Consider the following 23,629-nt stretch of genomic DNA (forward strand, 5'->3'; position numbering starts at 1 on the left):
CCTCCCCTCCTCCGACTCGTCGGTCTCCACGACCCCCAATGGGAGCGCTTCCATGCCTGAGCCCGTTACCCCCGTGACCTTTCCTCCCGCCTTCCTCTGGGGCGCGGCGACCTCCGCGTACCAGATCGAGGGGGCGGTGCGGGAGGACGGCCGCACGCCCTCGATCTGGGACACCTTCAGCCATACGCCGGGCAAGACGGCGGGCGGCGAGACCGGTGACGTGGCCGTCGAGCACTACCACCGCTACCGCGACGACGTGGCCCTGATGGCGGAGCTGGGCCTGACGGCGTACCGCTTCTCGGTCTCCTGGCCGCGCGTGCAGCCGACGGGGCGCGGGCCCGCCGTGCAGCGCGGTCTGGACTTCTACCGGCGGCTCGTCGACGAGCTCCTCGCCCACGGCATCAAGCCCGCCGTCACCCTCTACCACTGGGATCTCCCGCAGGAGCTGGAGGACGCGGGCGGCTGGCCGGAGAGGGACACGGCGCTGCGCTTCGCCGAGTACGCGCAGATCGTCGGCGACGCGCTGGGCGACCGCGTCGAGCAGTGGATCACCCTCAACGAGCCCTGGTGCAGCGCGTTTCTGGGGTACGGCTCCGGGGTGCACGCTCCTGGCCGTACGGACGCGGCGGCGTCGCTGAAGGCGGCACACCACCTGAACCTGGCGCACGGGCTCGGCACTTCCGCCCTGCGCGGCGCGATGCCCGCCCGCAACACGGTCGCGGTGAGCCTCAACTCCTCGGTGGTCCGGCCCCTGTCGCAGGACCCGGCGGACCTGGCGGCGGTGCAGCGCATCGACGACCTCGCCAACGGCGTCTTCCACGGCCCGATGCTGCACGGCGCGTACCCGGAGACACTGCTGGCGGCGACGTCGTCGGTCACCGACTGGTCGTACGTCCTGGACGGCGACCTGGCGGCGATCAACCAGCCGCTCGACGCGCTCGGCCTCAACTACTACACGCCGGCGCTGGTGTCGGCGGCAGACGCCACCGCGGCGGGCCCGCGCGCCGATGGTCACGGCGCGAGCTCGTACTCCCCCTGGCCCGGCGCGGACGACGTCGCCTTCCATCAAACCCCGGGCGAGCGTACGGAGATGGGCTGGACGATCGACCCGACGGGCCTGCACGACCTGATCATGCGCTACACGCGGGAGGCGCCGGGCCTTCCGCTGTACGTGACGGAGAACGGCGCGGCCTACGACGACAAGCCGGACCCGGACGGCCGCGTCCACGACCCCGAGCGGATCGCGTACCTGCACGGCCACCTGTCCGCGGTGCGCCACGCCATCACCGACGGCGCGGACGTCCGCGGCTACTACCTCTGGTCCCTGATGGACAACTTCGAGTGGGCGTACGGCTACGGCAAGCGCTTCGGCGCGGTGTACGTGGACTACGCGACCCAGACCCGTACGCCGAAGTCGAGCGCCCTCTGGTACGGGCAGGCGGCGCGGACGGGGACGCTGCCGCCGCCGGCGGCCGCCGAGTAGACCATGTGACGGGGGATGGCGGGGGGCGGGGCGCGGCACCTGAGGGGGTGCCGCGCCCCGGTTGTGCGTGTGCGTCCACGACGAGTGGACCCCGGTCAGCGGGTCAGGCCCGCGACGATGGTGGTGAGCGTGCACTCGACCACCGCATCGCGCTGGTCGGCGGGGAGCAGGGCCAGCGGTCCGTCGAGGATGAGCAGGGACAGGCCGTGGACGGCCGCCCAGGCGGCGACCTCGGCCGCGGGCCGGTTCTCCGGCCGCATCCGGCCGGTGGTCACCAGCGTGTCGAGTGTGTCCGAGAGTTCTCTGAACGCCGCGAACTCCGGGCTGCCGTCGGGCGCTTCGAGGCCGGTGAAGTCGCTCTCCTCCGCCGCGGACGTGCGACAGAAGGCGGTGCGGTAGAGCCCGGGGTGCTCGATGGCGAACCGGACATACCCGCGCCCGATCGCCTCGGTCCTGCGCACGGCTTCCTCACCCGGGTCGTCGAGCCCGGGCAGCACGCGCACGGCTTCGGACATCGAGGCGGCGAGCGCCTGCTGGCCGTGGATCTTCACGGCCTCCAGGAGTTCTCCTTGGCCGTTGAAGTGGCGGTACGCGGCGGTGGGTGACACTCCGACGCTGCGGGCCGCCTCACGCAGGACGACACGCTCGGGGCCGCCTTCGGCCGCGAGTTCGACTGCGGCCTCGATCAGCGCGTTGCGGAGGTCGCCGTGGTGGTAGCGGGACTTGCCGCCCGTGATCGACTCCATGATCCCCATCCTGCCCGAATCCCGAGCCCGTCCCGCCGGGATCCATGAACCGAACCTGCGGATCCCGCACCCCCCGTCCTTCCGGGATCCATGACCCCATCCTGCCCGAAGTTGACGCCATTAACATCTCCATGTTGACGCCGTTAACTTCCTATGCCAGTGTCGATGTTAACGCCGTAAACATCGCGGCGTACACATCCGGAGGCGATCACCGTGTTCGACCGCATCGCCGAGCTGGCCCTCCACCGGAGCCGGCTCGTACTGACACTCACCGTGGTGGCCGTGGTCGCCATGGGAGCCATTGGCTTCGGGGCCTTCGGCAAGCTCCTCGGCGGCGGCTTCGAGGATCCGAGCGCGCCCTCGGCCCGCGCGCAGCAGCTCATCGACGACAAGTTCGGCGGCGAGAGCAACCTGGTCCTGCTGGTCCGGTCCGACAAGGACGGCGGCGGCATCGACTCCCCCGCCGTGGAGCGCGCGGGGCAGTCCCTCACCTCTCGGCTCAAGGGCGAGTCCACCCTGGCGAACGTGATCTCGTACTGGGACACCGGCAGCTCGGCACTGACCTCCCGGGACGGTCGGCAGGCGCTGGTCCTGGCCCACGTGAAGGGTGACGACACCGAGCAGGGCGACAACGCCTCGTTGATCATCAAGGAGTACACCGGCGACCGGAACGGACTGACCGTGCGGGCCGGCGGTGAGGCCGCGGTCGGCGACGAGGTGCCCACACAGGTCGCCAAGGACCTCGCGGTGGCCGAGTCGATCGCCGTACCGCTGATCCTGATCCTGCTGGTGATCGCCTTCGGCAGCGTCGTCGCGGCGCTGCTGCCCCTGGTCATCGGGCTGATCGCGATCGTCGGCACCTTCGCCGAGCTCTACGTGCTCGGCAGCCTCACCAACGTGTCGGTGTTCTCGATCAATCTCACCACCGCGCTCGGCCTGGGCCTCGGCATCGACTACGCGCTGCTGATGATCAGCCGGTTCCGCGAGCACCTCGCCGAGGGAGCCGACGTCCCCGACGCACTCCGGCACACGGTACGGACGGCCGGGCGGACCATCACCTTCTCCGCCGCGACCGTCGCCGCCGCACTCGCCGCGCTGCTGGTCTTCCCGCAGTTCTTCCTGCGCTCCTTCGCCTACGCGGGCATCGGCGTGGTGGCCATCGCCGCCGTCAGCGCCCTGCTCGTGATCCCCGCGCTGCTCGCCGCGCTGGGCCACCGGATCAACAACGGCCGACTGCCCTGGGCGCAGACGGTACGGAGCGCCGAGGCCCCCCTTTGGGCCCGGCTGTCCCGCACGGTCATGCGCAGGCCCGCCCTGACCGCACTGCCGGTCCTCGCCGTGCTGCTGCTCGCCGCGAGTCCGCTGCTCGGCGTCACCTTCGGCACACCGGACGAGCGGGTGCTGCCCAAGAGCGCGCAGAGCCGCCAGGTCGCCACCGCGGTGCAGCACGACTTCACCGGCAGCGACGAGTCGGCGGTGCAGATCGTCACGACGGGGCCGGTCGCCACGGCCGACCTGCGCACATACGCGACCGCTCTCTCGCGGCTCCACGGCGCGGCCCGGGTCGAGACCTCCGCCGGTACCTACACCGACGGCCGGTCCGCCCAGCCCGGTCCCGCGGCCGCCGCGCTGAGCCGTCCCGACGCCCAGCGCATCACCGTCGTCACCGGCCTGACGCCCAAGTCGGACGAGGCGCAGGACCTGGTCAAGGCCGTACGGGCGGTGGACGCGCCCGGCGGAACGGAGGCCCTGGTCGGCGGCACCGACGCACGCCTCGTCGACTCCAAGGCATCCATCGCGGACCGACTCCCGTACGCCATCGGCCTTGTCGCCGGCACCACCTTCCTGATCCTCTTCCTCTTCACCGGAAGCGTGGTGCAGCCCCTGCGGGCGCTGGTCCTCAACGCCATCAGCCTCACCGCGGCCATCGGCGTCATGGTGTGGATCTTCCAGGACGGCCACCTGGCCTCCCTGCTCGGCTTCACCCCGCAACCCATGGACACGTCCATGACGGTGCTCATGTTCTGCATCGCCTTCGGCCTGTCCATGGACTACGAAGTCTTCGTCACCAGCCGCATCAAGGAACTCCACGACGCGGGCGCCGACACGGAGACCGCCGTCACCAGCGGCCTCTCCCACACCGGCCGGATCGTGACCATGGCGGCCGGCCTCCTCGCGGTGAGCTTCTTCGCCTTCGGCACGGCCCACGTCAGCTTCATCCAGATGTTCGGCCTCGGCAGCGGTCTGGCGATCCTGATCGACGCGGTGGCGGTGCGCGGGGTGCTCGTCCCGGCGGCCATGCGGCTCCTGGGCCGCTCGGCCTGGTACGCCCCGAAGCCACTGCGCGCGGTGCACGGCAGGCTGGGCCTGACCGAGGGCGCGGAGGAGCGTTCGCCGGCCAAGGCCTGACAGCCCTCACCCAGAGGCCACGCCCCACCTCGGACCTGGTTGCGTTGCCGCGGCCTGGTCCGTGCGCGCACACGCCCCGGGCGCCGGCGCGATGGCCACCACCACACCCGATGCCCTGGTCGGACTCCTCGGGGCCGTCAAATCTTGCCTGTTCACCGGGCGTTGAGCTTGCTGAGACCGGTCGGTCTCGAGGGACGCGGCCCCCGTCGCAACCGAGAGCGCCGGCCGAGGCGCGCACCCCAGCAGTTGGCGCAGGTCGCCGCCCGTGCCGGTCCATGAACCCGGCCACGATGGCGGAGCAGGTCCCGACGAGCATCGGGACCTGGAAGGCCTCGGCACGGACGCGGCGAAACGCGTGCGGGCCAGGGCGAGTGTCTCCGGCTCGTACGTGACACGCGAGCCGTACGCCCGCGCCGGCTCCTTCAGGGCCACAACCAAACCCGAAGCGCGCCCCGGCCGGGTGGGGGGATAGCCGGCCGGGGCGCGCAACCCCCGTTTCGGTGATGGCTACTTGTAGGCGCCGAAGGCCTTCGAGAAGGCGCCCGCGTCCTGGACGATCGACGAGCAGGTCGCGTCGGCGGAGTTCTTCGCGCCGCCCGGGCACTGCTTGTCGCGGGTCCCGGACCACATCGACAGCCAGCCGAGGCCCTTGGACTTGGCGAAGGTCACCAGCTGCGAGGCGTCGTCGACCTTGAAGATCTCGGACGCAACGTCGTTCACGCCGATCATCGGGGTGATGGCGACGGCCTTCCACGCCGCACTGTCCGACAGCCCGAGGACGCTTTTGACCTGCGCCTGCGTGGCCGTGGCGGCCTGCTCTGCGTAGGTGCCCATGTCACCGCTGTACGAGGCGCCGTAGTCCATCGCCATGACGTTGACGGTGTTGATCTTCACGCCGTTCGACTTGGCGTTGGACAGGAGGTTCACGCCGTCCTGGGTGAGTCCCTCGGGCATGACCGGGAGGGTGAAGGACACGTCCAGGTTCGGGTGCTGCTGCTGGAGCTTCGCGATGGCCTTCGCTCGGTTCGTGTTCGCGGTCGTGTTCGGCAGCGCGCCGCCCTCGACGTCGAAGTCGACCTTCGTGAGGTTGTACGCGTCCACGACCTTCCCGTACGCCGTCGCCAGCGCGTCCGCCGAGGAGCAGGTCGTCGCCAGCTCCGAACCGGAGGCCCCGCCGAAGGAGACCCGGACGTCGCCGCCCTTGGCACGCAGCGCGCCGATCTGCGACGCCACCCCGTCACTGGCGAGGTCGGACACACCGCCCCACTTGGGGGTGCAGCCGCCGCCGTCGGTGATGAAGGCCAGGTTGTAGTCCTTCACGCCGGTGGCCGTGGCGCTCGCGACCAGGTCGAAGGCCGGATAGAGGGAGGTGTCGACGTAGGGCGCGAAGCCCGCGGTGGTGGTGCTGCCGCTTCCGGAGGTCTCCGAGGCGGAAGGAGTCGGCGTCGCGGTCGGGGTCGCGCTCTGCGAGGTGGTGGCCGTGGCGGTCGGGGTGGGCTTCGCGGTCGACGTCGGCGTCGGGGTCGCCGACTCCGTGGGGCGGCCACTCGGCTCGGGCGTCGCGCCGTCGTCCACCGAGCACTTGGCGCTGTCGATGAGACAGCCCGTCGGGTCCGCGGTGCCGTTCACGACGAAGCCGACGGTGACGGACTCGCCGGCCTTCAGGCCGTCCTTGTCCCAGGACGGCGGCTTCACGGTGACGTGCTGCCCGCTCACGCTCGACTCGCCGTTCCACAGCGAGCTGAGCTTGGCGCCGGACGGCAGGTCGAACTCCAGCGTCCAGTCCCCCTTCACCTGGCTGCTGTCGTTCGTGATGACGTACTGCGCGGTGTAACCCGTCGACCAGTCACTGGTCTTGGTGTACGCGGCGCCGACGCCGGCCGCCTGCGCGGTCCCGGTGAACAGGATGGCGCCACCGCCGACCACGGCCGCGGCGACGATGCCGCCTATCGCCTTGTTCCTGCCACTGACCTTGCGCCGGTGCGTGCTGCTCATCGCGTGCCTGCCTTCGCGGTTTCACGGGGGTTCACAGGGGATTCCCAGGGGTGGGTGCGGCAGCACGCTAGCGATCCGGAATCGGGCAAACCGCTTCATCCGGACGTCGGTTGAGGATCTTAGGGTGCGCTTAAGGAAGCCATCGGGGGCGGTTAAAGGTAGAGACCAATTGGGGCGACCGATGGGACGACCGATGGGGGACGCGGCGGAATGCCCGAAGTCGCCGCGGAGCGGCGGGAGTCCGGTCCTGCGGATCAGGCAAAAAGCGCGGGCGGGCGGGAAACCCGCCGCGGAGCGGCACAGAGAACCGCCGCGGAGCGGCACAGAAGAACGCCCGCGCGGCGAAGGCGGACACCAGCAAGGCCCGGCGGGCCAAAGCGCAGACACCAGCGACGCCTGGCGCCACCGAAGCGCAGACACCAGCGAAGCCCGGCGCCACCGAAGCCCGGACACGAGCCGAAGCCCAGGCGGCGAACGGCACACGTCAGCCAAAGCCCGCGCAGCGAACCGCACACGTCAGCCGAGGCCCGCGCAGCGAACCGCACACGCCAGCCAAAGCCCGCGCAGCGAACCGCACACGTCAGCCGAGGCCCGCGCAGCGAAACGTCAGCGCACGCCCGCCCCGCGGCGTCGCCGGCGTACGGTCCCACGGTGCCCCCGCCGGAGAGGCGCCCCCCGCCCGTCCAGTTGGATCCAGATCCGCACCTCGGTCCCGCCCAGCACGGACGAACCGATGCGTACGTCCCCGCCCGTCGACTCCGCGAGCCGCCGCACGATGTCGAGGCCGAGCCCCGTCGACCCGTCGCTCCCGGAACCGCGGCCGCGCGCCATGGCCGCCTCGGGGTCCACGATCCCTGGGCCCGCGTCCGACACCAGCACGATCACGGCGTCCTCGCCGTTGTGCACATCGACCGCGAAGGCCGTGCCCTCCGGGGTGTGCCGGAAGACATTGCCGAGGAGCGCGTCGAGCGAGGCGACCAGGTCGGCGCGGGCGACGGGTATGCGGACCGGCCGGTCGATCCCGGCCACCCGCACCTTGCGGCCCTCGTCCTCCGCGAGCGCCGACCAGAAGTCCATCCGCTCGCGCACGACTTCGGACGCGTCGCACCCGGCGCCGACGCCTATCGCCGCGGTCTGCGGCTTGGCCTCCCGGGCGGTCCGGATGATGGTGTCGACCTCGCGCTCCAGCTGCGCGACGGCGGCCCGGGTCTGCTCGGCGGCGGGTCCATCGCCGAGCGAGGCCGTGTTGAGCCGCAGCACCGTCAGCGGAGTACGCAGACGATGGGAGAGGTCCGCCGCCAACTCCCGCTCATTCGCGAGCAGTTGTACGACCTGATCGGCCATCGAGTTGAACGCGACCGCCGCCAGCCGCAGTTCCGTGGGCCCCTCCTCGGGCACCCGCGCCCCCAGCTTCCCCTCCCCCAGCTCGTGCGCGCTCTCGACCAGGCGCTGCGCGGGCTGCACCATCCGTACGCCCAGCCGGTCGGCGACCGCGACCGAGCCGATGATGAGCGCGACGCCGACCGCGGCGAGCACCGCCCAGGCCGTGCCGACGCCGTTGCTTACCTCTGACTCGGGGACGTACACCTCGACGACCGCGATCTCGCCGGAGCTCAGCGCGACGGGCTGGAGCAGCGTGGAGCCGCCGGGGACCTCCGTGGTGGAGGCGCGGCCCAGCTTCCGGGTCGTGGTGATGTCCTTGCCGACGGCGCGCTGCTTGCCGATCTCGACCGCGGCGGCGCCGTCGGCGGCGGGTATGTGCACGGCCATCCCCGAGTCGGAACCCGCGGAGGCGACGACCCGCTCCAATTGGTCCCTGTCGGTGGTGATGGAAAGCGCGGGCGCGATGGCCGCCGCCTCCCGCTCGGCGTTCGAGAACGCCCGGTCCCGCGCCATCTCCTTGATCACGAGACCCAGCGGGACCGCGAAGGCGACCACGACCATCGTGGTCACCGCCACGCACACCTTGACCAGCGCCCACCTCATGACGCCCACCCCTCGCCCGGCGCCCACCTCATAGCGGCGGCTCCAGCTTTACGCCGACCCCCCGCAGGGTGTGCAGATAACGCGGTCGCGCCGCCGTTTCGCCCAATTTCCGCCGCAGCCACGACAGATGGACGTCGATGGTCTGATCGTCCCCGTATGCCTGCTGCCACACCTCGGCGAGCAGCTCCTTGCGCGCTACGACGACGCCGGGCCGCCCGGCCAGGAAGGCGAGCAGGTCGAACTCGCGTCGCGTGAGATCCAGCCGTACGCCGTCCAGCTCCGCCTGGCGCCGCAGCGGGTCGATGGCGAGCCCGCCGACCCGGATGACCGTCGACGGCGGCGCGTCCCCGGCGCTCGTGCGCGAGCGGCGCAGCACCGCCGCCATCCGCGCCGACAGGTGCTCGACCGAGAAGGGCTTGGTGAGGTAGTCGTCCGCGCCGTCGTTCAGCAGGCGGACGATCTCCGTCTCGTCGTCCCGCGCGGTGGCGATGATCACAGGGACATCGGTGATTCCGCGCAGCATCTTCAGCGCCTCGGACCCGTCCAGATCGGGCAGACCGAGGTCGAGGATGACGACGTCGAAACGGAAATGGGCGACCTCGCGCAGCGCCTCAAGGGCGGTGCCGACACTGCGCACGGTGTGCGCGGCATCGGTCAGATGCCGGATGAGGGCCGAGCGTACGAACTGGTCGTCCTCGACCACGAGCACACTTGCCATGGGCGGCACCGTACGCCATGCGGGCGAGGCGCTCCGGGCCCTGTGGACAACTCGGTTCGCCACCATGTGGACAACCTGGGCTGTGACGCACCCATGAGACACCCGTGGGGCTCGTGGTGCAGTATGGCCGCGATGCGCAGAGCACTCGTACACGTACTCGCTTGGTCGCTCGCCACGGGCGCGGCGGTCACGCTGTCGTGGTGGGGTGTCCACACGGTGATGGCGGGGACGGCGTACGACCCGCCGCGCGCCCTGCCCATCACGGCGGGCGACGCGACGACGCAGGAGTCGAAGCCGCTCGCCTCCTCGACGCGGCGGGCCGAGCCGTCCAAGAGCCCGTCGAGCAAGCCGCCCACGAGCCGGAAGCCGAGCCCGACGCCCTCCAGGTCGACGCCCCCGAGCCTCTCCCCCTCCCCGACCTCGTCCGGGCAGATCAAGAGTTACGACACCGACGGCGGCCGTGCCGTCTTCGACCTCGGCAAGACGTCCGCGACGCTGGTGTCCGCGACGCCGGGCGCCGGCTGGTCGATGCAGGTGTGGAAGACGGAGACCTGGATCCGCGTGGAGTTCGCCTCGGGCGCGGACCGGGTGTCGGTGTTCTGCACCTGGCACGACGGACCGCCGCACGTGGAGATCGGGACGTACTAGACCCATTGGGCCTACTGGGCCTACCGGACGTACTGGCCGGGCCTGCCGGTCGGTCCGGGCCTGCCGGTCAGCGGAAGACCGACGGGGGCGGCGCCGGTGACGCCACCGCCGCCGCGTCCGTGACCGGGGTCGCGCCTCCGGTGAAGTCGGTGAGCTGCTTGCCGTGTTCGACCCGTCCAGGGTGCGGGTCGGAGGCCGCGCGGCGGGTGAGTTCGGCGATCGGCAGCGGATGGCCGGAGGCCACGAGGACCGCGTTTCCGAAGCGCTTGCCGCGCAGCACCGTCGGGTCGGCGACCAGGGCGAGTTCGGGGAACGCGACCGCCACCGTGGCGATCTGGCCGCGCAGGTGGGCGAGCGGGGGCCCGTCCGCGAGGTTCGCGGCGTAGACACCGCCGGCCTTCACCACCCTGCGTACCTCCATGACGAATTCGACGGACGTCAGATGCGCCGGCGTCCGCGCCCCGCTGAACACATCCGCGATCACCAGGTCCGCCCAGCCGCCAGGCACCTTCGCGAGCCCTTCGCGGGCGTCCAGGGAGCGCACCCGGATGCGGGCGTTCGGGTCCAACGGCAGCTCGCGGCGGACCAGTTGGACGAGGGCCGCGTCGCGTTCGACGACCTGCTGGGTGGAGCGGGGGCGCGTGGCGGCGGTGTAGCGGGCGAGGGTGAGGGCGCCGCCGCCGAGGTGCACGGCGTGCACGGGCTTGCCGGGCGGGGCGACGAGGTCGATGACATGGCCGAGGCGGCGCTGGTACTCGAAGCTCAGGTAGGCGGGGTCGTCGAGGTCGACGTGCGACTGCGGGGCACCGTCGATCAGCAGGGTCCAGGCGCGCGCCCGGTCCCGGTCGGGGATCAGCTGGGCGAGCCCGCCGTCGACCGGCTCGACGACGGCTTCGGCGGACGCCTGCCCGCGGCGCGCGCTCCGCCCCGCCTCGCGCCCGTCGTCCGACCGCTTGTTCCTCGCCCTTGCCATCCCGCCATTATCGGGGCGTACGGGCGGGTCGGCTCAGCGGCGGCTTCCTGAGCCCTTCGGCGGCTCACTGGCAGTTGTCCGCCGCCTCGATGAGCCGGGCCGCCTCCCCCAGCGCGGCCCGCAGTACGGCCGGGTCGGTCGCGAGGTCCGCCTCGCCGGGCGGCAGCAGCCAGTCCGAGCCCTCGACCGGAGGTTCCGGGGCCAGGCTGAGGCCGCGGCCGTTGGTCTGCGTACAGGTACTGCCCGGCACGTCCCAGGCGTCGGCGGTGCCGGGCGGCACCAGGAAGCCGAGGGTGTCGCAACCGTCGTCGTGGAGCACGGGTCCGACGGCGTCGCAGGAGCCGCGGCGGAGGATGTCGACCGCCTCCAGGCCCTGTCGCGCGGGAACGGTCACCAGGTCGCACTCGGCGACCGGCTGTGGCGGGGCGCTGCACTCCGGGGACGGCCTGTGCTGCGCGGTCGACAGCGATGTACGGAACTCGGTGCTCTGCCTGGTCTCCATCCCGGCCTCCAACGGAACCCCTCCTCGTGACGAGTGGGTCGGGAGTTCGGGCGGCTCCCGGTCCGCAGGGTTCAACGCGCCAGGTCGTCAACGGCTACGGCGGAACACCGCCGCAAAGGATGGCAGTTCATGGCAGATCGTGGATGAGATATCCGGTTTGTAGCCAAACCCAACGTGGCGACGTCGTCACAGCAGGTACGTTCTTGCCCCGCCGGAAGCAGGGCACCCACTGGGCACAACCCGGGTAACTCGCCTTGAATCCGGCATGGTTCGACGGTTCGCAAGAGAGGGCCCGGCCATGGCGTCGTCAACGGTGACCTCGTCCCAGTCCCCCCGGCCACCGCGGCCGAATCTCGCCTTCCGGCGGCTGCGCGGACTGCGCTCGCCGGGCGAGTTCGCCGCGGCGGTGCGGCGGGCCGCGCGCGAGATCGGCGAGCGGGTCAGCTGCGACGCGCGCTACATCGGGCGCGTCGAAGCGGGCGAGATCCGCTGTCCCAACTACGCGTACGAGCGGGTGTTCCTGCACATGTTCCCCGGCCGCACGCTGACCGATCTGGGTTTCGCGCCCCGCTCGTCGGTACGCGGGCGCGGGGCGCGCGACATGGACGAGGCGCCCCCTCCGCACACCACGAGCCTCTCGCACGCCTCGCATGAGACGGAGGGGGCGTACGCGACGTATGAAACGCCGGACCCGCAGCACATCCAGATCCCGCACGACCTGCACCACATCCAGATTCCGCACGACCCGCACCACATCCACTTCCCGCACGACCCGCACCACACCCAGATCCCGTACGACCCGCATGACACGTACGACGCGTACGACCCGTACGAGGACCACGATCAGAACCACGAGGAGAGCGACGTGCAACGTCGCGCATTCATGACCGGAGGCACCGCCACCGTGGCGGCGGCCTCACTGGGGCCCTTCGCGGTCGCGTTGGGCTCCACCGCCGCGGCCGCGGAACGGCGCGTCCACCGGGCGGGTACGTCCGAGGCGGGCGCCCTCGAGGAGGCCGTACGAAAGATCCGGCTGCTCGACGACCGGCACGGGGCCGATGGCCTCTACCGGCGCGCGGCGGCACCGCTGCGGACGGCGTACGCGCTGCTCGACGCGGGCACCACCCGGCAGTCGACCACCGACCGGCTGTACGCCGGGGCGGGCGAACTGGCCATCTCGGTGGGCTGGTTGGCGCACGACTCCGGGCGCTTCGACGACGCGCGCTCGCACTACGCGGAGGCCCTCGCGACCGCCCGGATGTCGGGCGACCCGGGCCTGGAGGCGCACGCCTTCTGCAACACGGCGTTCCTGGCGCGCGACGCGGGGCGCCCGCGCGAGGCCGTGCGCGCGGCACAGGCGGCACAGCGCGCCGCGCGCCCCCTCGGCTCGCCGCGTCTGCTCTCCCTGCTCGCGCTGCGCGAGGCGGGCGGCTGGGCCGGGCTCGCCGACCGCACCGGGTGCGAACAGGCGCTGGCGCGCGCGCAGGCACTCTACGAACGGGGCCCTTCGGAGATGGATCCCGAGTGGATGACCTTCTACGGAGAGGCCGAACTGGAGGGTCTGGAGGCGCAGTGCTGGTCGATGCTGGGCGACTGGCCCCGGGCGGCCCGCCACGCGCGCCGTGCCGCCGAGCTCCAGGACCCGCACTTCACCCGCAACATCGCCCTCTACACCGCCGAACTCGCCGACGACCTCGCCCGCGGCGGCCGCCCCGACGAGGCCGCCCTCGCCGGCCTGCGCGTCCTGGACCTCCTCGGCGAGGTCCAGTCCTCCCGCATCCAGACCATGCTGGCGGGAACGGCCCGCGTACTGCTCCCACACCGCAGGGCCTCGGGCGTCTCGACGTTCCTGGAACGCCACGCGTCCTTGCCGCGCACGGCGTAAGGGCCGTCGGGGCGGGACTTTGCTTCCGCCGTGCCCGGCGTGGGTGCTGGGCGGGGGCGGGTCGCGCAGCCCGGCGCTCATGGGGTGCCGCCTTCTTCGGGACGGGTGCCGCCCTGGCGGCACGCATGCCCGCCGCTGCCTCAGCTGCTACCCCGCCAGATGACCGCAGTCGTTCCACGTCTCGATCGCGGGCTCCCCGTAGGCCCACCCCAGCACCGACAGCGAGGTCGGATTGAGCCGGATCCGGGCCGCGAAGTCGAGGGGAAGGCCCAGCCAGCGAGCGCCTATGGAGCGCAGGATGTGCCCGTGGGCGAAGACCAGGACGTCACGGTCCTCGGCCCGGGCCCAGGCGACGACGGCGTCCGCGCGCGCGGAGACCTGCTCCAGGGTCTCCCCCTCGGGGACGCCGTCGCGCCAGATGAACCAGCCCGGGCGCACCCCCTGGATCTCGGCCGGTGTCATGCCCTCGTACGCGCCGTAGTCCCACTCCATGAGCGTGTCCCAGGTCGTCGCACGCTCCCCGAACCCGGCGAGTTCGCACGTCTCACGCGCGCGTGCCAGCGGACTGGTGCGCACCTCGACCCCGGAGAGGCCGTCGAAGGGTGCCCGGTGCAACCGCTCTCCCAGCAGCTTGGCGCCGCGTCGGCCCTCCTCCAGGAGCGGGACGTCGGTCCTGCCGGTGTGCTTGCCGGACAGCGACCATTGCGTCTGTCCGTGCCGGGCCAGCAGGATGCGCGGTGCCATGAAGAAGTGCCTTTCCGGAGCGGGAGACGGGACCACAGGCGCGAGTGCGAAGTGGGTCACTCCATCATCGCTCACGGGCGCATCGGGCAACCCGTCGGGCGATCTCCGCGTCTTTGAGGACCGGGGGCGCCCCTTCAGGGCGTTCACATACACCGTAAAATCCGATGTGGCCACGGATCGTCGTCAGCAGACTGAGCAGACCGGCGGGTCACCGCAAGCAGATGGGGGAGGGCGATCGGATGCCGCAGACCGATGCACCGCGCACCGAGGCGGCACCTCGCGCCCGGCTTCGCCGGTGGACGGACCTGCGCAATTCCGCGGCTCCGCACGCCCGGCTCCGCTGGTGGACCGAGTTGCCGCTGATCGTGTTGGTGTACGCGTCGTACTCGGCGGGCCGGCTGCTCGCCCGGGGCGACACCTCCAGCGCCGTCCACCACGGCCTGGAGATCCTGCGCATCGAGAAGTTCTTCCGCCTCAACGCCGAGCACCCGCTGAACCGGCTGTTCACCCGCGAGGCCTGGCTGGGCGTGCCCGCCGACTTCTGGTACGCGTCGCTGCACTACTTGGTGACGCCCGCGATCCTGATCTGGCTCTTCCGCTCCCGGACCGTGCGCTACCGCGCGGCGCGGACCTGGCTGATGACGTCCACGTTCATCGGCCTGATCGGCTTCACGCTGCTGCCGACCTGCCCGCCCCGGCTGCTCTCCCCCGGCCACGGCTTCGTCGACACGATGGCGCAGTACAGCTCGTACGGCTGGTGGGGCGGCGAGGCGAGCGCGCCGCGAGGTCTGGGCGGCATGACGAACCAGTACGCGGCGATGCCGAGCCTGCATGTGGGCTGGGCGCTGTGGTGCGGAGTGATGCTGTGGCGGTACGGCCGCACGCCTGCCGCCAAGGTCGCGGGTGTCGCGTATCCGCTGCTCACCACGATCGTCGTGATGGGCACGGCGAACCACTACTTCCTCGACGCCGCCGCGGGGGCCTGTGTGATGGGGGTCGGGCTGCTGCTGACCCCGTTCGTCATGCGGCTCGCGGACCGGCTGAGGACACTGCTGGGCGCCCGTTTCCCGAGGGTCGCGGGTGCCTCGCGGGGCGCGGGTTCCTCAATTGTCAGTGCGGGGTGCCAGACTTCGACGGGTGAGCGAATTCCCCGACAGCGCGAGTCCCGAACCGGGCCAGGAGCAGCCGAGCCGGGTGCCTCTCCCACGGATGCGGGGGACGGCGCTCCGGCAGCGGCTCGCTGAGCTGCGCGGCCCGGCGGTACCGCCCAAGGCCCTCGACGCGCGCGCCCTCGCGGCGCTCGCCGCGAACCCCGGGTGCGATCGACGCGCGCTCCTGGACGGTGCGGGCGTCGACAAGGCGAAGCTGGCGGGCGCGCTGGGCTCGCCGTCCGCCTTCGGGCAGTCCCAGTTCGCCTTCATGCGGGGCAACGCGTTCGAGGCACGGGTCAAGGCCGACGGCGGCGCGGAGCTGCTGCGGCTCGTGCACGAGAAGCTGGACCCCGGCGCCGAGCCGCCCACGGCCGGTGTCGTCCCCGACCTGAGCGCCGTCGGCCCCGAAGGACGCGCGGCGCGTACGGCGCTGGCGCTGCGCGAGGCCACCGCGGCCGGCGTCTGGACGCTGCTCGACCACCCGATGCTCGCGCTCGACGTCGCGGGCTCTCCCGCCTTCCTGGAGCCGGACGCGGTGGTCGTGCACCCCGACGGCGGCTGGACGGTCGTCGAGATCAAGTCCTTCCCGATGCTTGACGGTTCGGCGGACCCGGCGAAGGTGGGCGCGGCCGCACGCCAGTCCGCGGTGTACGTCCTCGCCCTGGAGGAGGTCGCCGCGCGCCTCGACCCCGTCCCCGAGGTCCGCCACCGGGTCCTGCTGGTCTGCCCCAAGGACTTCTCCAACCTGCCGACCGCGTCCGCCGTCGACATCCGCAAGCAGCGCGCGGTCACCCGCCGCCAGCTCGCGCGTCTCACCCGCGTCGAGGACATCGCCGCTGCCCTCCCCGAGGGCACCTGCTTCTCCCCCGACCTGCCCACCGCCGACCTGACGACCGCCGTCGAATCCGTCCCGGCGACCTACGCCCCCGAGTGCCTCTCCGCCTGCGAACTGGCCTTCCACTGCCGGGACCGCTCCCGCACCGAGGGCGCGGTGACGTCCCTGGGGCGCTCACTGCGCGCGGAGCTGGGCGGGCTGACGACGGTGGGGGACGTGCTGGCGGCGGCTCACGGTGAGGCCGGGGATCCGGACGACCCGGCGGTCGCGGCATTGAGGAGAGCGGCGAGGCTGCGGGCCGAGGCGCTGGGAGCCCAGGCGTCGGCAGTGCAGGAGGGGGTCGTATGTCGCTGATCGCCACCCTCGCCCGGCTGGAGGCCGTCGAGAGCGGGCGGGCCCAGGCCGCCGCCACCGTGCGGCACCGCCATCTCACCGAGCGGCCGCTGGTGTTCGTGCCGCTGATCACCGCCGGTGAGGCCGGGGCCCCGCTGGGAGCGCTCGTCGGGACGGAGCGGGACATGCCCCGGCTGCTCGTCGTGCCACAGCCCCGCGACCGGGATCTGCGGTTCGCGTTTCTCGCGGAGCTGGCGGACGTCGTACTGCCGTACATCGACACGTACGCGGACGTGGTCGAGGCGGCCGAGCGCAACGAGACCGATCCGGAGACCGGGAAGCGGGTCAAGGTCGAGGTCGAACTGTGCGCCGACGCCCCGCAGTTGATCGTGCCGAGCCGGGCGGGCATCGAGTTCGTACGGCTGCTCGGGCGCTCCATGCGCTTCAGGCGCACCGCCGAGCAGGAACCCGAGACGCCCCATCCGGCGCCGCCCCGGGTGCCGTTGCTCGGGCGGTGGCTGACGCACTACGGGGAGCGGGCCCGGGTGCCCGGCTCCTCCCTCCTCCTCGCCCTCACCGACGTACTGTCCCGGCACTGGGCCACCGGGCAGAGCAGCCTGGAGGACCAGCACCTGGGCGCGCTGCTCGCCTGGATCGACCCGCCGGAAGGCGGGTCGGGCGCGGAGGCCGCGCTGCGGGCCGAGCTGCGGCGGGACTCCCGGGGGCAGCTCGTCTGCCCGCCCGCAGGACCCGCCACCGACCCCGCCTTCGACAACGCGCTGCTGGCCCCCGCCATCGAGCGCTACGACCGCGCGCGTACGGCACTCGCCGCCGCCGAGGACGGCATCCAGGCGGACGACCGGCTCGGCGCGCTCACCTCCGCGGAGCGGGAGATCCGTGCTCTCGTCGAGAGTGTCACCCGGCCCACCTGGGACGCGGTGTGGCGCGGACTCGACCTGCTGCGCGCGCTCCCCGAGGGCGCGCACGCCGCCGACCGCTGGACCCGCGACCGCTGGTCGTTCACCAGCCACCGGGACCGCGTCGTCGCCGGCGAACCGCCGCAGCCGCGCCGCGACGACGCGGTCACCGCGGCGAACAAGCTCGCCACGCGCGAGCGCGAACAGGCCCGCGTGGAAGCCCAGGAGGCCCTCGACGACCCGCTCGTCATGGCGGGGCGGCGGCTCGCCGGAGAGGCGTTCGCGGGCGAGGTCACGGATGTCGTGATGGCGTACAGCGAGGGCAAGCGGCCCAGCCCGCGCCCACTGGTGACGGTCCGCACGGAGGACCGGCCGCATCTGGGGAAACGGGCCAAGGTGTACCGGTCGTTGGGAGGAAAGCCGCAGGCCGCGGAGTTCGTGGGATACGACGGGTCCGAGGATTCCGGGGGTGCCGCTGTAGTGCTGCGGATCGTCGACAAGATGGGCCGCGGCAAGGAGCCCGAGGCCGGGTCCGTGCCCGAGAAGGGGGACCTCGTCTGCTTCACGCTCTTCGAGCACGAGCAGCGCGGCGGCGCGAAACTGCCCGACCCGGAGGAGACACCGTGGACCCACGGGGGGCCGCCGGGTGAGGCGACGGCTCCGGACGCCGACCCGGTGACCGAGGAGGACGTCCTGTGAGCCCGGCGACTGAGGTGGACATCTCGTGGAGCCCTGCGACCGAGGTCCTGCGGAGCCCCGCGACCGAGGCGGACGTCCCGCGGAGCCCTGCGACCAAGGTCCTGCGGAGCCCCGCGACCGAGGCGGACGTCCCGCGGAGCCCTGCGACCAAGGTCCTGCGGAGCCCCGCGACCGAGGCGGACGTCCCGCGGAGCCCTGCGACCAAGGTCCTGCGGAGCCCCGCGACCGAGGCGGACGGCCCGTGGAGCCCTGGGACCGAGGTCCTGCGGGGCCCCGCGACTGAGACGGACATCCGGTGCGGCCCCGCAGCCGAGGAGGACGTCCGATGAGCCACGTGACCGAAGAGGACGTTCCCGTGAACCCCGTCGCCGCTTTCGACCCCGGTGGCGAAGCCACCCGCGCCACCGAGGCGATCCTGCGCGACACGCTGCACGGCTCGCACCGCGGAGTCGTGGTCGACTCCCCGCCCGGCGCCGGGAAGTCGACGCTCGTCGTACGCGCGGCGCTGGAACTGGCCGCCGCCGGGCGCCCGTTGATGGTCATCGCGCAGACCAACGCCCAGGTCGACGACCTTGTGCTGCGGCTCGCCGAGAAGGATCCCGAGCTGCCCGTCGGGCGGCTGCACAGCAGTGACTCCGACCCGTACGACAAAGCGCTCGACAGCCTGGAGAACGTGCGCAAGTCCACCAAGGCGGCCGACCTGGCGGGCCTCGACGTCGTCATCTCGACCGCCGCCAAGTGGGCTCACGTCAAGGGCGTCGAGCCGTGGCGGCACGCGATCGTCGACGAGGCGTACCAGATGCGGTCGGACGCGCTGCTCGCCGTGGCCGGGCTCTTCGAGCGGGCACTGTTCGTGGGCGACCCCGGCCAGCTGGACCCGTTCGCGATCGTCGGCTCCGAGCAGTGGGCCGGGCTGTCGTACGACCCGTCGGCGTCGGCGGTGACGACGCTGCTCGCCCACAATCCGGAGCTGCCGCAGCATCGGCTGCCGGTGTCGTGGCGGCTGCCCGCGTCGGCGGCGCCGCTGGTCTCGGACGCGTTCTATCCGTACACGCCCTTCCGCAGCGGGACGGGACACGGCGACCGGCGGCTGAACTTCGCCGTCCCGTCGGACGGTTCGGGTCCCGACCGGGTCATCGACGAGGCGGCGGAGGCCGGTTGGGGGCTGTTGGAGCTGCCGGCCCGGCACACGCCTCGTACGGATCCCGAGGCGGTGCGGGCCGTGGCCCAGGTCGTACGCCGGCTGCTGGACCGGGGTGGCGCGGCCACGTCGGAGCGGGCGGACGATCCGGTGCCGCTGACGGCCGACCGGATCGCCGTCGGTACGGCACACCGGGACCAGGCCGCGGCCGTACGGGCCGCGCTGTCGGACCTCGGCGTGGCGGACGTCACCGTCGACACGGCCAACCGGCTTCAGGGGCGGGAGTTCGATGTGACGGTCGTGCTGCATCCGCTGTCGGGGCGACCGGACGCGACCGCGTTCCACCTGGAGACCGGGCGGTTGTGCGTCCTCGCCTCCCGGCACCGGCACGCGTGCATCGTGGTGTGCCGGGCGGGGGTGACCGAGCTGCTGGACGATCATCCGTCGACGGAGCCGGTGCAGCTCGGGGTCACGGTGAAGTTTCCTGATGGGTGGGAGGCGAATCACGCGGTGCTGTCCCATCTGGGGGAACATCGGGTGGCTTGGCGGCCATAGATCCTGGGGATCCATGCCCGGTGGGCCCTGCGGATCCCTGCCCGGTCCGGCCCCCCGGTCCCACTTGCGCGGGCGGGGGACAATAGAGGGTGGCCCACCCACGAGGGGGGCGGGCCCCTGAACCGTACGAGGAGGAGAAGACATGGCGGAGCCCACGCCGCGTCGGAACGAACCGCGGCTACGCCCCGCGCCCCTGCTCTTCGAGCCCGCGGAGGCCGCCGGGGATCCGGAGCATTTCTTCGATCTGGAGTCGATCGATGATCCGCTTGCGCTGCTGGATCGGGCCACGGAGCTGACGCAGGCCTTTCGCGCCGCGGCGGACCGGGCTGTCGAGTTCCAGGCGATCGCCGCGGCGCAGCTCGCCGATCCTCGGCGGTTCGACCGGCTTACGCCGGCTGCCATTGGGGAGCGGGCCGAGTGGACCGAGGATTACGCGAAGAAGATGGTGGAGTTCGGACGGGATCTGTTGCGAGGGGTGGAGGGGAACGGGCATGGGCACGGGGTGAGTGATCTCGCCTGACCCCGGGTGCACCGCCGAGTTTTTCGCCCCCGCCGCCCCTACCCATTCCCGTACCTGGGGGCTGTGCCCCCCAGACCCCCTGGGTTGTTCTTTTGGTGCGGAACGGTGGGGGCTTGTCGCGCAGTTCCCCGCGCCCCTGACGGGGCGCGGCGAGGCGAAGAAACCCCTCGTCATCCCGTCGCCGCGTCGATCACCTCGTCCAGTACCTCTCGCGACCGGACCAGGTCCGCGATCGTGCGGTCGATGCGGTCGCGCTCGGCGGCGAGGTCGGCGACCAGCCGGGGCGTGGCGATGGCGGAGGGGCCGCCGTCGGCGTCGCGCATGCAGGGGAGGAGCTGGGCGATCTTCTTGCTGGTCAGCCCGGCCGCGTAGAGCGCCTGGATGCGGATGACCCGGTCCACCGCCCAGTCGCCGTAGTCGCGATGTCCACCCGGCGTCCGCCCGGCCCGCAACAGCTCCTGCGTCTCGTAGTAGCGCAACGACCGCTCGCTCACCCCGGTGCGCCGGGCCAGTTCACCGATCCGCATGTTCCACCTCGCCTGCCGACAAAGGGGCCTAGAAGTTGACACTGATGTCAACTTTTACCGTACCCGCATGACGCATACGGCAGCAGTTACGGCAAGCGCCCCGCGGCTCTTCGCACAGCGCGCCTCCACCGGACTGATCATCGCCGAGAGCGCCGCCAGGGCCTCCTTGGCCGCCGAGCGTCACAAGATTCGCTGGCATATGCCAGCGGGGCAAGATACTCCCCCTCACCCCCTCCTGTCCCGATTTCCGGCAACCCTTCGAGACGGAACGCTTACCGCCGGTAGATGTAATCGGCATGAGCAGCACACGGAACCCGGCAAGCACCTCCCCCCACGGCCCCGGCGCACCGTTGCCCGACCGGTTCGACATCGCGGGCGTCACCTCCGAGGGCGCCGCCTGGCTCGCCTCGGCAGAAACGTGTCCGCGCAGCACGCTCGCCCTCTGGGCGGAACGCCCGAACGCCCCGGTCGTCCTGCCCTGCGGCAGTACGTTCGACGTCGTCAACGCTCCGGCGATCTTCGGGCGGCGGATGCTCGACCGGTTATGGGACGACGGGCCCGGCTCCGGCCCGGTGGCGGCGTACCGCGGGCGGATGCTGCTGTTGGCCGCGCCCGGTACGGCTCAGCGGCTGCCGTCACTCCTGGAGTGGGAGGAGTGGGGTTCCCGCGGCGCCGAGGGCCAGGAGGGCACCGGGCACGTGGGGCGGTGCGGAGCGGTGCCTCCGCTGCTCTGCCACGGCACGGGGGACGCGGTCACCGTCCCCGCGCTGAGCACCGACGGCACCGGACCGAACGCCACCGGCACCGGGCCGAGCGCCGCCGCCCGCCTGGAATCCCGCTGGCTCGTCGCCCCCGACACCCGGCATCCCTGGCTTCCCGGCCCCGAGATCCTGCTCTGGGCGGCCGTCCGGGCGGCCCGCGGGGCCGCCTCCGCCGCGGTGCGGATATCGATTTTTCCTCCCGCCGATCAGGATGCTAAGGTCTACGACGTCAGCAGGCGCCGCTAGCTCAGTTGGTTAGAGCAGCTGACTCTTAATCAGCGGGTCCGGGGTTCGAGTCCCTGGCGGCGCACGCTAGCGATGGCGAGGCATGTTCGCGGAAACGCGAACGAGCCTCGCCATCGTTGTTTTGCGCGGCTTCGCCGCGTGTTGTGGGGGCTCCGCCACGCATACCCCCGTGAGGTCGGCCCGGTGACGGGAGTCGCAAGGGGCCGGCTCACCCCGTCGTGATCTTCACCGTCCACGCCCCCGAAACCGTCCGGTCCTCCACCTCGATCCGGACCTTCTCGCCCGGCACGGTGTAGCTCTCCCCGAGTGCCACCGGCGCGTCCGCGAGTGGCGGGTAGACCGAGTCCTCCCAGCAGGACTCGGTGTGGGGGTGTGCGTCGAGGACCTCGATCGGGCCGCCGCCCGACTCGGCCTCGCTGCGGACGCGGTAGACGAGGACGCCCTGCGAGCACGTCGTACCGTCGTTGCCCGCCGAGCCGCGCACCTCGAAGGCGAGCGCGCTGTCGGCGCCGGTGGGGACCACCGCCAGCTTGGTGCCCCGGCCGGAACCGAAGGCCTGCGGACCCGGGGCATCCGCGGCACCAGGCGAACCCGACGCCCCCGGCGGCACCGAGGACCCGGGCGAAGCCAAGGGCCCGGAGGAGGCCAAGGACCCGGACGAAGCCAAGGACCCGGACCGACCCAAGGACCCCGACGCCCCCAGGGCCCGCAGCGAACCTGAGGCCCACGACGAACCCCGGTCCTTCGACGAACCCCGGGCCTTCGACGAGCCCGAGGCGCGCGACGAGCCCAGGGCTCGCGACGGCCCCGACGCCCCAGCCCCGGCCGCGCCCACCACCCCCGGCCCCGCCCCCAGCGGCTCCAGCGTCAGCAACGTACTGCCGGTGCCTCGCACGCACGCCACCTGGTGCGGTTCCAGCCAGCCCAGCTTCCACTTGTGCCAGCCGAACAGGTCGGGGGCGAGTCCGAACTGGCTGCCCATGAGATCCCAGTCGCCGACGTAGGTGTCCCAGTCGCCCTTGCCGTCGGAGGGGCGGTGGTAGAGGTCGGGCAGGTCGAAGACGTGGCCGGTCTCGTGGGCGAGGACGAGGCGGTCGGGCGGGTGCTTCTCGAAGAGCGTGACGACGCGGCGGATGTCCTTGCCGTCGGCCTGCAGGGGTGTGTCGAGGTTCACGACCTTCGTGGCGTCGGAGTCGACGCCCGGCGCGTCCGGGTCGGCCACGAAGTAGACGATGTCGTAGCGAGAGAAGTCGACCTGCCGGTCGGCCGCGGCGAGCGCGTCGCGCAGATAGGCGGTGCGGTGCGCGGAGTTCCAGTCACGCTGTATGGCGTACGACTTGGAGGTGTGCGGCATCCGGATCCAGTCGCGCACGGGATGCGGGCGCACCGTGAACTTTCCGTACGAGGCGCGCTCGAAGAAGTCGCTGGTGGTCGGGAAATAGTCGGCGGTCAGCTCGGCGGGCGTGGTCCGTGGCGTGGAGTCCGGGAAGGACAGGAAGACCATCACCGCGTCGAGCGGGCGGGTGGGGCGCACATACGCGGAGTTCCAGGTGTCGACGCCCTCCGAGTGGTGTGCCTCGGTCCGCTCCAGGGCGCACGGGGCCGAGCGGGGTTCGGCGAGCGCGGGGCCCGGCATCAGGGAGGTCGCGGCGAGCGCGGTCATCGAGGTGAACACGGCCGCGGTGCTGCGCCAGCGTGGCGTCCCGTCACGGGTGAGGCCCCGCAGGGTCTCACGGGTGAATCCCTGAAGAGCCTCACGGGTGAGACCCCTCAGGGGGAACGGACGCGGCACGTCGACCTCCGGATGCGGACTTCGGGACACCGCACCCAGCCTGGGCGAGTTTGTATTACTTCG

20 protein-coding genes and 1 tRNA gene are annotated in these 23,629 nt (G+C 72.1%); 12 read left to right on the forward strand and 9 right to left on the reverse strand.

Annotation, left to right across the window (positions count from 1 at the left end; all coding sequences use genetic code 11):
- Positions 1 to 52: 52 nt before the first annotated feature.
- The gene (locus tag AB5J53_RS18655) at positions 53 to 1,483 is read left to right on the forward strand and encodes a GH1 family beta-glucosidase (RefSeq protein WP_369246794.1); all 1,431 of its coding nucleotides are present in this window, start codon (positions 53 to 55) and stop codon (positions 1,481 to 1,483) included.
- Between the two features lie 95 nt (positions 1,484 to 1,578).
- On the opposite strand, the gene AB5J53_RS18660 is transcribed toward AB5J53_RS18655, so the two are convergent.
- Positions 1,579 to 2,229 (reverse strand): TetR/AcrR family transcriptional regulator, encoded by a 651-nt coding sequence (locus AB5J53_RS18660; protein ID WP_369246795.1) that lies wholly within the window; start codon positions 2,227 to 2,229, stop codon positions 1,579 to 1,581.
- Positions 2,230 to 2,442: 213 nt separating this feature from the next.
- Between AB5J53_RS18660 and AB5J53_RS18665 the strand changes: the two genes are divergently transcribed.
- Positions 2,443 to 4,638, forward strand: coding sequence for an MMPL family transporter (locus tag AB5J53_RS18665; RefSeq protein WP_369246796.1), 2,196 nt, complete (start codon positions 2,443 to 2,445; stop codon positions 4,636 to 4,638).
- A gap of 507 nt (positions 4,639 to 5,145) precedes the next feature.
- Here AB5J53_RS18665 and AB5J53_RS18670 read toward each other — a convergent pair.
- From AB5J53_RS18670 to AB5J53_RS18680, 3 genes are all read right to left on the reverse strand, one after another.
- A complete protein-coding gene (locus AB5J53_RS18670; RefSeq protein ID WP_369246797.1) occupies positions 5,146 to 6,633 on the reverse strand; it encodes a cellulose binding domain-containing protein in 1,488 nt (495 codons plus the stop codon).
- A 606-nt stretch (positions 6,634 to 7,239) separates the two neighbouring features.
- The gene (locus AB5J53_RS18675; protein ID WP_369246798.1) at positions 7,240 to 8,619 is read right to left on the reverse strand and encodes a sensor histidine kinase; all 1,380 of its coding nucleotides are present in this window, start codon (positions 8,617 to 8,619) and stop codon (positions 7,240 to 7,242) included.
- A 28-nt stretch (positions 8,620 to 8,647) separates the two neighbouring features.
- Positions 8,648 to 9,337 carry a response regulator transcription factor gene (locus AB5J53_RS18680; RefSeq protein WP_369246799.1) on the reverse strand — a complete coding sequence of 230 codons (690 nt, stop codon included), beginning with the start codon at positions 9,335 to 9,337 and terminating at the stop codon, positions 8,648 to 8,650.
- 132 nt (positions 9,338 to 9,469) lie between these two features.
- Here AB5J53_RS18680 and AB5J53_RS18685 point away from each other — a divergent pair, with 132 nt between their 5' ends.
- Positions 9,470 to 9,985 (forward strand): hypothetical protein, encoded by a 516-nt coding sequence (locus AB5J53_RS18685; protein WP_369246800.1) that lies wholly within the window; start codon positions 9,470 to 9,472, stop codon positions 9,983 to 9,985.
- 67 nt (positions 9,986 to 10,052) lie between these two features.
- Here AB5J53_RS18685 and AB5J53_RS18690 read toward each other — a convergent pair whose 3' ends face one another.
- Together AB5J53_RS18690 and AB5J53_RS18695 are read right to left on the reverse strand one after the other, a co-directional pair.
- Positions 10,053 to 10,958, reverse strand: a complete 906-nt coding sequence (locus AB5J53_RS18690) for a spermidine synthase (protein WP_369246801.1) — start codon at positions 10,956 to 10,958, stop codon at positions 10,053 to 10,055.
- Between the two features lie 64 nt (positions 10,959 to 11,022).
- On the reverse strand, positions 11,023 to 11,460 hold the full coding sequence (locus tag AB5J53_RS18695) for a hypothetical protein (RefSeq protein WP_369246802.1): 438 nt from the start codon (positions 11,458 to 11,460) through the stop codon (positions 11,023 to 11,025).
- A 298-nt stretch (positions 11,461 to 11,758) separates the two neighbouring features.
- Between AB5J53_RS18695 and AB5J53_RS18700 the strand changes: the two genes are divergently transcribed.
- Positions 11,759 to 13,345 carry a hypothetical protein gene (locus tag AB5J53_RS18700; RefSeq protein ID WP_369246803.1) on the forward strand — a complete coding sequence of 529 codons (1,587 nt, stop codon included), beginning with the start codon at positions 11,759 to 11,761 and terminating at the stop codon, positions 13,343 to 13,345.
- Positions 13,346 to 13,492: 147 nt separating this feature from the next.
- Here the strand turns inward: AB5J53_RS18700 and AB5J53_RS18705 are convergent, their stop codons facing one another.
- Positions 13,493 to 14,089, reverse strand: coding sequence for a histidine phosphatase family protein (locus tag AB5J53_RS18705; protein WP_369246804.1), 597 nt, complete (start codon positions 14,087 to 14,089; stop codon positions 13,493 to 13,495).
- Positions 14,090 to 14,328: 239 nt separating this feature from the next.
- On the opposite strand from AB5J53_RS18705, the gene AB5J53_RS18710 reads away from it, so the two are divergent.
- The 6 genes from AB5J53_RS18710 (at position 14,329) to AB5J53_RS18735 (ending at position 20,240) form a co-directional block, all read left to right on the forward strand.
- The gene (locus tag AB5J53_RS18710; protein ID WP_369246805.1) at positions 14,329 to 15,333 is read left to right on the forward strand and encodes a phosphatase PAP2 family protein; all 1,005 of its coding nucleotides are present in this window, start codon (positions 14,329 to 14,331) and stop codon (positions 15,331 to 15,333) included.
- Positions 15,284 to 16,429 (forward strand): hypothetical protein, encoded by a 1,146-nt coding sequence (locus AB5J53_RS18715; RefSeq protein ID WP_369252314.1) that lies wholly within the window; start codon positions 15,284 to 15,286, stop codon positions 16,427 to 16,429. The genes AB5J53_RS18710 and AB5J53_RS18715 overlap by 50 nt, the downstream gene beginning before the upstream one ends.
- Complete coding sequence (locus AB5J53_RS18720) at positions 16,420 to 18,024, forward strand: hypothetical protein (protein WP_369246806.1); 1,605 nt, start codon at positions 16,420 to 16,422, stop codon at positions 18,022 to 18,024. Before AB5J53_RS18715 ends, AB5J53_RS18720 begins: the two co-directional genes overlap by 10 nt.
- Positions 18,021 to 18,353, forward strand: a complete 333-nt coding sequence (locus AB5J53_RS18725) for a hypothetical protein (protein ID WP_369246807.1) — start codon at positions 18,021 to 18,023, stop codon at positions 18,351 to 18,353. Before AB5J53_RS18720 ends, AB5J53_RS18725 begins: the two co-directional genes overlap by 4 nt.
- The gene (locus AB5J53_RS18730) at positions 18,350 to 19,720 is read left to right on the forward strand and encodes an AAA domain-containing protein (protein ID WP_369246808.1); all 1,371 of its coding nucleotides are present in this window, start codon (positions 18,350 to 18,352) and stop codon (positions 19,718 to 19,720) included. The genes AB5J53_RS18725 and AB5J53_RS18730 overlap by 4 nt, the downstream gene beginning before the upstream one ends.
- Before the next feature lie 142 nt (positions 19,721 to 19,862).
- A complete protein-coding gene (locus AB5J53_RS18735) occupies positions 19,863 to 20,240 on the forward strand; it encodes a hypothetical protein (RefSeq protein ID WP_369246809.1) in 378 nt (125 codons plus the stop codon).
- Between the two features lie 170 nt (positions 20,241 to 20,410).
- On the opposite strand, the gene AB5J53_RS18740 is transcribed toward AB5J53_RS18735, so the two are convergent.
- Entirely contained in the window at positions 20,411 to 20,767 is a 357-nt protein-coding gene (locus AB5J53_RS18740) for a MerR family transcriptional regulator (protein WP_369246810.1), read from the reverse strand.
- Positions 20,768 to 21,063: 296 nt separating this feature from the next.
- Here AB5J53_RS18740 and AB5J53_RS18745 point away from each other — a divergent pair, with 296 nt between their 5' ends.
- On the forward strand, positions 21,064 to 21,774 hold the full coding sequence (locus AB5J53_RS18745; RefSeq protein WP_369246811.1) for a bifunctional DNA primase/polymerase: 711 nt from the start codon (positions 21,064 to 21,066) through the stop codon (positions 21,772 to 21,774).
- Positions 21,765 to 21,838 (forward strand) — tRNA-Lys (locus tag AB5J53_RS18750). The genes AB5J53_RS18745 and AB5J53_RS18750 overlap by 10 nt, the downstream gene beginning before the upstream one ends.
- A 144-nt stretch (positions 21,839 to 21,982) precedes the next feature.
- On the opposite strand, the gene AB5J53_RS18755 is transcribed toward AB5J53_RS18750, so the two are convergent.
- Positions 21,983 to 23,566 carry a M6 family metalloprotease domain-containing protein gene (locus tag AB5J53_RS18755; protein ID WP_369252316.1) on the reverse strand — a complete coding sequence of 528 codons (1,584 nt, stop codon included), beginning with the start codon at positions 23,564 to 23,566 and terminating at the stop codon, positions 21,983 to 21,985.
- Positions 23,567 to 23,629 lie beyond the last annotated feature (63 nt).

The organism is Streptomyces sp. R41, assembly GCF_041053055.1.
Lineage (GTDB): Bacteria > Actinomycetota > Actinomycetes > Streptomycetales > Streptomycetaceae > Streptomyces.

What these genes read in the sequence shown, in the direction of transcription:
- AB5J53_RS18705 (WP_369246804.1), bottom strand. Translation starts at nt 14,089, where the DNA reads ATGGCACCGCGCATCCTGCTGGCCCGGCACGGACAGACGCAATGGTCG.
- AB5J53_RS18720 (WP_369246806.1), top strand. Translation starts at nt 16,420, where the DNA reads ATGTCGCTGATCGCCACCCTCGCCCGGCTGGAGGCCGTCGAGAGCGGG.
- AB5J53_RS18695 (WP_369246802.1), bottom strand. Translation starts at nt 11,460, where the DNA reads ATGGAGACCAGGCAGAGCACCGAGTTCCGTACATCGCTGTCGACCGCG.
- AB5J53_RS18675 (WP_369246798.1), bottom strand. Translation starts at nt 8,619, where the DNA reads ATGAGGTGGGCGCTGGTCAAGGTGTGCGTGGCGGTGACCACGATGGTC.
- AB5J53_RS18685 (WP_369246800.1), top strand. Translation starts at nt 9,470, where the DNA reads ATGCGCAGAGCACTCGTACACGTACTCGCTTGGTCGCTCGCCACGGGC.
- AB5J53_RS18735 (WP_369246809.1), top strand. Translation starts at nt 19,863, where the DNA reads ATGGCGGAGCCCACGCCGCGTCGGAACGAACCGCGGCTACGCCCCGCG.
- AB5J53_RS18745 (WP_369246811.1), top strand. Translation starts at nt 21,064, where the DNA reads ATGAGCAGCACACGGAACCCGGCAAGCACCTCCCCCCACGGCCCCGGC.
- AB5J53_RS18660 (WP_369246795.1), bottom strand. Translation starts at nt 2,229, where the DNA reads ATGGAGTCGATCACGGGCGGCAAGTCCCGCTACCACCACGGCGACCTC.
- AB5J53_RS18680 (WP_369246799.1), bottom strand. Translation starts at nt 9,337, where the DNA reads ATGGCAAGTGTGCTCGTGGTCGAGGACGACCAGTTCGTACGCTCGGCC.
- AB5J53_RS18740 (WP_369246810.1), bottom strand. Translation starts at nt 20,767, where the DNA reads ATGCGGATCGGTGAACTGGCCCGGCGCACCGGGGTGAGCGAGCGGTCG.
- AB5J53_RS18655 (WP_369246794.1), top strand. Translation starts at nt 53, where the DNA reads ATGCCTGAGCCCGTTACCCCCGTGACCTTTCCTCCCGCCTTCCTCTGG.
- AB5J53_RS18710 (WP_369246805.1), top strand. Translation starts at nt 14,329, where the DNA reads ATGCCGCAGACCGATGCACCGCGCACCGAGGCGGCACCTCGCGCCCGG.
- AB5J53_RS18670 (WP_369246797.1), bottom strand. Translation starts at nt 6,633, where the DNA reads ATGAGCAGCACGCACCGGCGCAAGGTCAGTGGCAGGAACAAGGCGATA.
- AB5J53_RS18700 (WP_369246803.1), top strand. Translation starts at nt 11,759, where the DNA reads ATGGCGTCGTCAACGGTGACCTCGTCCCAGTCCCCCCGGCCACCGCGG.
- AB5J53_RS18730 (WP_369246808.1), top strand. Translation starts at nt 18,350, where the DNA reads ATGAGCCACGTGACCGAAGAGGACGTTCCCGTGAACCCCGTCGCCGCT.
- AB5J53_RS18690 (WP_369246801.1), bottom strand. Translation starts at nt 10,958, where the DNA reads ATGGCAAGGGCGAGGAACAAGCGGTCGGACGACGGGCGCGAGGCGGGG.